Annotated in this window: 5 protein-coding genes and 1 tRNA gene; 2 read left to right on the top strand and 4 right to left on the bottom strand. The window is 72.1% G+C overall.

Features of this window, described 5'->3' with window-relative positions; all coding sequences use genetic code 11:
- Positions 1-213: 213 nt before the first annotated feature.
- From ACFP2V_RS34885 to ACFP2V_RS34870, 4 genes are all read right to left on the bottom strand, one after another.
- Positions 214-287 (bottom strand) — tRNA-Met (locus tag ACFP2V_RS34885).
- 65 nt (positions 288-352) lie between these two features.
- Positions 353-1,486 (bottom strand): dihydrofolate reductase family protein, encoded by a 1,134-nt coding sequence (locus tag ACFP2V_RS34880; protein ID WP_381219431.1) that lies wholly within the window; start codon positions 1,484-1,486, stop codon positions 353-355.
- 384 nt (positions 1,487-1,870) lie between these two features.
- Positions 1,871-2,569, bottom strand: a complete 699-nt coding sequence (locus ACFP2V_RS34875) for a response regulator (RefSeq protein WP_381219429.1) — start codon at positions 2,567-2,569, stop codon at positions 1,871-1,873.
- Entirely contained in the window at positions 2,566-3,570 is a 1,005-nt protein-coding gene (locus ACFP2V_RS34870) for a HAMP domain-containing sensor histidine kinase (RefSeq protein WP_381219427.1), read from the bottom strand. Before ACFP2V_RS34870 ends, ACFP2V_RS34875 begins: the two co-directional genes overlap by 4 nt.
- 727 nt (positions 3,571-4,297) lie before the next feature.
- Between ACFP2V_RS34870 and ACFP2V_RS34865 the strand changes: the two genes are divergently transcribed.
- The gene (locus tag ACFP2V_RS34865) at positions 4,298-4,588 is read left to right on the top strand and encodes a DUF3040 domain-containing protein (protein ID WP_381219424.1); all 291 of its coding nucleotides are present in this window, start codon (positions 4,298-4,300) and stop codon (positions 4,586-4,588) included.
- Between the two features lie 626 nt (positions 4,589-5,214).
- Positions 5,215-6,429, top strand: a complete 1,215-nt coding sequence (locus ACFP2V_RS34860; protein ID WP_381219422.1) for a cation:proton antiporter — start codon at positions 5,215-5,217, stop codon at positions 6,427-6,429.
- The last annotated feature ends 161 nt before the right edge of the window (positions 6,430-6,590 follow it).

Here is a 6,590-nt window from a genome sequence, read left to right as displayed (position 1 = left end):
CCGCAGCCATGTTTTCACGCCAGCAAGGCGTACCCGAAGGGAACAGGGAGACTGACCTGACGACGCATCAATTGTTATGCGCAGCGCGGCGCTCCGATCACCCGGCGTGATATCGGCACGCGTGACATCGACACGGAAGGGGACAGGGCCGAGAAGAGAGACGGGAACGGCCGAGGGCCGGAACCCTTTCGGATTCCGGCCCTCGACCTTCAGTAGCGGGGACAGGATTTGAACCTGCGACCTCTGGGTTATGAGCCCAGCGAGCTACCGAGCTGCTCCACCCCGCGTCGTTGTGTAACCAGCATACGGCATCCGCGGGGCACTTCGCACACACGTATCCGCCGCCCCTCCGTCACCGGCCGGTCAGATGGCCGTTCGGTGCCTCGGCGGCCTCCTTGTGCTCCGGCAGGACGACGACCAGGGCGCCCCCCGCGGCCAGCACTCCGCTGCCGTCGGCGCCCGCCACGAAGGTGTCCGGCTCCCGCCACGCGGTGACCACCCGCCGTACCCCCGCGTCCAGGATCAGCCGGGCGCAGGACGCCGGACGGGAGGCGCGGCGGGCGCAGGGTTCCAGGCTGGAGTACACGGTGGCGGTCGCGAGCCGCGGGTCCGCGGGGTCGATCTTGGTGAGGGCGGCCTCCTCGGCGTGCACCACCGGGTCGCCGTCCTCGCGGGAGTGGCCGCGCGCCAGCTCGGTGCCGTCGGCCGCCACGACCACCGCGCCCACGCTGAACGCCGTCCGAGAGGGCGGGCACCGGTCCGCCAGTTCGCAGGCGAGGGCCAGCCAGTGGTGGTCGGCGGCGACGGGGAGCGGGCCGGCGCCGGGGGCGGTGGGCTCGTAGCGCATGAGGACGACGTCGCCGATGGGACGGGTCTCCAGCAGCCGCAGCCGGCCGCCCTGGTAGGTGCCGGGGCCGAAGAGGCGGGCGGCGTCCGGGTCGCCGACGAAGAGCGGGGCGAGGACCAGCTGGAGCTCGTCGGCCAGGCCCTGGGTGAGGAGCTGGGTGTGGATCAGGCCGCCGCCCTCGACCATGAGCCGCCGGACGCCGTACGCGTCGTACAGGTGTGTCAGGAGCCGCCGCCAGTCGAGGTCGGCGCCGAGCGGCACGATGTCGGCGGCGAGGCCGTGCGCGCGGGCGCGTTCGGCGCCCTTGTCGGTCGTGTAGAGGGCCTTCGCGCCGCCGGTGTGCCAGAACCTCGCCGCCGGGTCCAGGTCACCCGAGCCGCTGACGGTGACCTTCAGCGGGTACGCGGGGCGGCCCTCGGCGACTCGGGCGGCACGCCGCTCGGGCGCGTTGACCAGCAGCCGGGGGTTGTCGGCGCGGATCGTGCCGGCGCCGACCAGGATCGCGTCGACCGACGCCCGTACCTCGTCGACCCGGTCGAAGTCCTCCGGGCCGGACAGCAGCAGCCGCTCGGGGCCGGTGTCGTCGAGATACCCGTCGAGCGAGACGGCGGCGGACAGCAGGACGTACGGGTGGGGCATCGACGGCGCTCCTGACGGGGACGGCGGGCAAGACATGGCTGGGCTGGGCGAAGAGAGTCTTGCACCCGATGTGTCCCCACGCGGAGGGAAGTCGTACGGTGTGCGACCGCCATGGGGCGCGGACCGTACGGCGCGGACCCGCGCCGGGCGAGCCCCGTGGCGTCGAACCGCACGGCGTGCAAACGCGTGGTGGCCCCGTCGAGTCCGACGACCGGCCCACGGTGAGGGCCTGCCCCTACATCGCGTGAGTGTCGTCCGCCATCTCGTTTGAGTGGCGTCACGGATGGCGATCGCCGGGGGCCGGACATGGGCGTGGGAAACACCCGGGCCACGGTCCCGGGACGCACAAGGGCGGACGCCGGCCGCACGGAGACCGGCGCTCGGTCAGGGTTCGATCAGCCCCACCCGGATGGCGTACCGGGTGAGTTCCAGCCGGTCCTTCAGGTCGAGCTTGGCCAGCAGGTTCGCGCGGTGGCGCTCCACGGTCTTGGGGCTGATGACGAGGAGGTCGGCGATCTGCTGCGAGGTGTTCCCCTCGGCGACCAGCTTGAGGATCTCCTCCTCGCGGTCGGTGATGGCCTTCGCGGGCAGGTTCCGGCCGTCCCGGGCGAGTTCGAGGTAGTTGCGGATGAGGGCGTTGACCGCGCCCGGGTAGAGGAACGGTTCGCCGCGCATGGTGGCCCGGCAGGCCTCCACCAGGTCGCGGTCGGCGACGGACTTGAGCACGTAACCGGAGGCACCGGCGCCCAGCGCCTCGAAGAAGAACTGCTCGTTGTCGTACATGGTCAGAATGAGGATCCGCGTCTGCGGCAGGGTGCGGGAGAGCTCACGGGCCGCCTGGAGGCCGGTCAGGCGGGGCATGGCGATGTCGAGGATGGCCAGGTCGGGTTCGTGGATACGGGCCTGTTCGAGGGCTTCGGCGCCGTTGTCGGCCTCGGCGACGACGGTCAGGTCCGGTTCGCCGTCGAGGATGAGGCGTACTCCTCGGCGGACCAGCGCGTGGTCGTCGGCGAGGAGGATGCGAGTGACGGCGCCGCCGCTCTCGGCGCCGGTGGGGGTGCTGGTGGGGCCGGGCTCGGTCATGTTCGGTGTTTCCGGTCGGGGACGGTGGTCACGGGCGGCGGGGTCCGCACGGGCGCGGGACCCCGTACGGGAACGGGGACGGCGAGGCGTACTCGGGTCCCGCCGCCGACGGCCGGCCCCACATCGAGGTCGGCGCCGACGAGCAGGGCCCGCTCACGCATCCCGAGGATGCCGGCGCCCTCGGACGCGGCGCCGATGCCCTGGCCGTCGTCCCGGACGCGCAGCTCCACTCCGGAGGGGGTGCGGCGCAGGGAGACCTCCGCGCGTCGGGCGTGCGCGTGCCGGGCGATGTTGGTGAGCCCCTCCTGGGCCACCCGGTAGAGGACCAGTTCGGCCTCCGGGCCCAGGTCGGGCAGGTCGGGGTCGAGGCGGTGCTGGACCGTCAGGCCGGGGCCGCCGAACTCGGTGGCGAGTGCCTTGAAGGCGCTGGCCAGCCCGAGTTCGTCCAGGACACCGGGGCGCAGCCGGCGGGCGATGCGCCGGATCTCGTCCAGGCTGCCCCGGGTGGTCTCCTGCACCAGGCTCAGTTCCTCTCGCAACTCCGACGGAGCGTGGTCGGCGACCCGCTTGAGCTGGAGCAGGACGGCGGTGAGGCTCTGGCCGACCTCGTCGTGCAGCTCCTGGGCGATCCGGCGGCGTTCCTCCTCCTGCGCGGACAGGGCACGGGCGCTGCTCGTGGCGCGTTCGTCCTCGAGCCGGTCGAGCATCGTGTTGTACGTGCTGATCAGCTCGGCGATCTCCCCGCGCCCGGCGACCTCGGGGCGCTGTCCCGGACGGAGCAGGTCGGTGGTGGACATGGCGCGGGTGACCCGCTGCAGCGGGGCAAGGCCCACGCGCAGCAGCAGCGCGTTGGCACCGAGCATGGCGGCCAGTCCCACGGTGAGCACGAAGGCCTCGGTGAGCAGGACCGGGGTGGAGACGGTGACCGGCCCGAGCAGCAGGACGGTGGCCGTGATCAGCACGACGGCGTTCAGCAAAAAGATCCGCCAGAACAGTGGCACCCAGTACCGCCTCCTCACCGTGCTCCTCCGGTGCCGTCCGTCGTCGTACGGCCGTCCTGCTGTGCTTGTACCCCGACACCGCCGCAGTGCCGCCCTGATGGCCACCCTGGCCTTTCCCTGATACCGCCGTGACCCGGCCCTGCCCCGGGTCCTGCCTTCCGGGTCCTGCCTCCTGTGGGTCCTGCCCCTGGGAACCGCCTGACAAGCAGCACCCCCACAAGACGCTACTTGGCAGGGGGCGGCCTGGGGCGGCTCTGCTGTCGTAGGCTCCCGTGGCGCGGAGCTGCGGAGCTTTGGACGGCCCGCGCTACCGGGGGCGCGGGCGCGGGCCGTCGTGCCCCAGCGTGAGCGCTGGTCCGACGGTGCGCCATCCGTGACAGTCCCCATTTTTCCCGTGGGTGTGCGGTGCCCGACCCGGTCCGCGTACAGCCTGGCCCCCCGCGAAGATGAGGGCCGCCCCCGATGGTCGCGGGACCCCCGCGCGGGTGATCCTTGAAGTCGACACAGGCCCGTCCCCGCCGAATCACCCCGTACCGGGCGGGTGATGACCTCGGCGCACGGGCAAACTCCCCTGGCCGGCCCGATGGCGGAGTGTCGAGTTCTTGAGGCCGGCGTTTCACTTTTCCGCCCCGGCGTCGGTTGCCACGGTACCGACGCCCGAAGGCACTGCCTCGGAGGTGGCGTCCGGCCGTCTCACCGTGCTGCCACCGTTCGGGAAGGAGGAGACGTGCCCCAGTCCGACGACAAGCGCCTCGTCGATCTCGCGGCCCGAGTCGAGCGGGAGGACCCTCATTTCGCCCGCTCGATGTCCAGCGGGCGGCCCACCCGGCCCCGCGCATACCGACGCGCGCGCGCCTGGTGGGTGCTGGGGACCGGCCTCGTCCTGCTGACCATCGGCCTGATCATGCCCGACGGGCTGCTCATCGCGACAGGTCTGGTGCTCAGCGGAATCGGCGTGCAGCTGTTCGACCCGTACCCGCCGCGGACGGACGGCCAGCAGCGACACCCGGCCCGCTGAGAGCGCGGGCCGCCGGGATCATTCCACATTCATGCACGTCGCTTTGCCATGGCATGCGACGTTTTTTCCCAGCGCACCCCGGTTTGGGGTGCGCTAAAATTTTTACCAAGCGCTTACGCTCCGTTGAGCAGCGTTCCGCTCTTCCATCGGGTGTTGAACTCTGCACGTTGAGTACTGGGCACTGAGTGCGGTGTACCGAGTGCGCCGCGTCCTGGGTGCCGCGTACCGATCACCGAGCGTCGCCGACCGTTGAACCGATGAGAAGAAGAGCGGGGGCGTGACATGGGTCGAGTGATCCCCGTACGTGTCGACAACGCTGCCCGCGACGGCGTCCCGGATACCGGCGGCGCCGTCTGCCGCCCCCGGCGCTGACGCGCCCTTCATCGACCGCGGGCGTCTCCGGCCCCCACCCCGGCCGCAGCCCGTGCCGCACCCGCCCCCTCAGCCCACTCGGCCCGAGGCCCCGCGGGCGCTCTCCCCCCTCGTAGGGGACACACCCGGCTCACCCCCAGCACCTCGGCATCCGACCCCGGAAGCCCTTCACCAGGCACCGCACCCGTCTTTCCGGCACCCGCTCAGCAGGCACAGACGCCGACACCGCATCGATCCACGGAGGTCAGACGCCCGTGCACAACACCACCGCCATGCTCATCGAACTCGGAGCGATCATCCTCGCTCTCGGGCTGTTGGGCCGGTTCGCCGGACGGGTGGGCTTCTCCCCCATACCCCTCTATCTCCTCGCGGGGCTCGCCTTCGGCCGCGGCGGCATCCTGCCCCTGCAGGCCAGCGAGGAGTTCGTCGCCACGGGTGCCGAGATCGGTGTCATCCTGCTGCTGCTGATGCTGGGGATGGAGTACAGCGCGTCGAGCCTCGTCACCACCCTCAAGACCCAGTACCCCTCGGGTGCCGTCGACTTCGTCCTCAACGCCGCTCCCGGCGCCATCGCCGCGCTGCTCCTGGGCTGGGGGCCGGTCGCCGCCGTCGCCCTCGCCGGAGTCACCTGGATCTCCTCCTCCGGGGTCATCGCCAAGGTACTCGGCGACCTCGGGCGCACGGGCAACCGCGAGACGCCGGTCATCCTGGGCGTCCTGGTCATGGAAGACCTCGCCATGGCCGTCTACCTGCCGATCCTCACCGCCCTGCTGGCCGGCGTCAGCCTCGCGGGGGGCAGTGTCACCCTGCTGATCTCCCTGGGCACCGTCGGCGCCGTTCTCTACATCGCCCTGCGCCACGGACGCATCGTCAGCCGCGCGGTCTCCTCCGACAACCCCGAGATGCTGCTGCTGGTGGTGCTGGGGCTGACCCTGCTGGTCGCGGGCGTCGCCCAGCACCTCCAGGTGTCGGCCGCGGTGGGCGCGTTCCTGGTCGGCATCGCCCTGTCCGAGGAGGTCACCGAGGGTGCGCACGGCCTGCTGTCCCCGCTGCGGGACCTGTTCGCTGCGGTGTTCTTCGTCTTCTTCGGGCTGCACACCAACCCGGCGGACATCCCGCCGGTACTGCTCCCGGCGCTCGCCCTGGCGGTCGTCACCATGCTGACGAAGATCGCCACCGGCTGGTGGGCCGCCCGTCGGGCGGGCATCGCGCCCAAGGGCCGCTGGCGTACCGGCGGCACGCTGGTGGCGCGCGGCGAGTTCTCGATCGTCATCGCCGGTCTCGCCGTCGGCACGGAACCCCGGATCGGTCCGCTGGCCACGGCGTACGTCCTGATCCTGGTCGTCCTCGGCCCCCTCGCCGCCCGCTGGACCGAACCGCTGGCAAGCCGCCTCACCCGCCGCTCGCCGGACAAGCCGCAGAGCGCCACCCCGGTCGACCAGTCGGAACCGGTCCACGCGGGCGGCTGACCGCCGACACGACGGAGGGCCGGGCAACCCGCCCGTCGGGAACGGATCGACCGCCGGGACGAGGCCGGCACGACCCGGCCGGCACGACCCGGCCGACGCGACCCGGTCGGCACGACCCGGTCGGCACGACCCGGTCGGCACGACCCGGTCGGCACGACCCG

The sequence above is a fragment of the Streptomyces incanus genome, assembly GCF_042656345.1.
In the GTDB taxonomy this organism is placed as follows: domain Bacteria; phylum Actinomycetota; class Actinomycetes; order Streptomycetales; family Streptomycetaceae; genus Streptomyces; species Streptomyces incanus.
The sequence above is the reverse complement of the archived record's forward strand: the minus strand, read 5'-3'. Positions and strand labels throughout refer to the sequence as shown.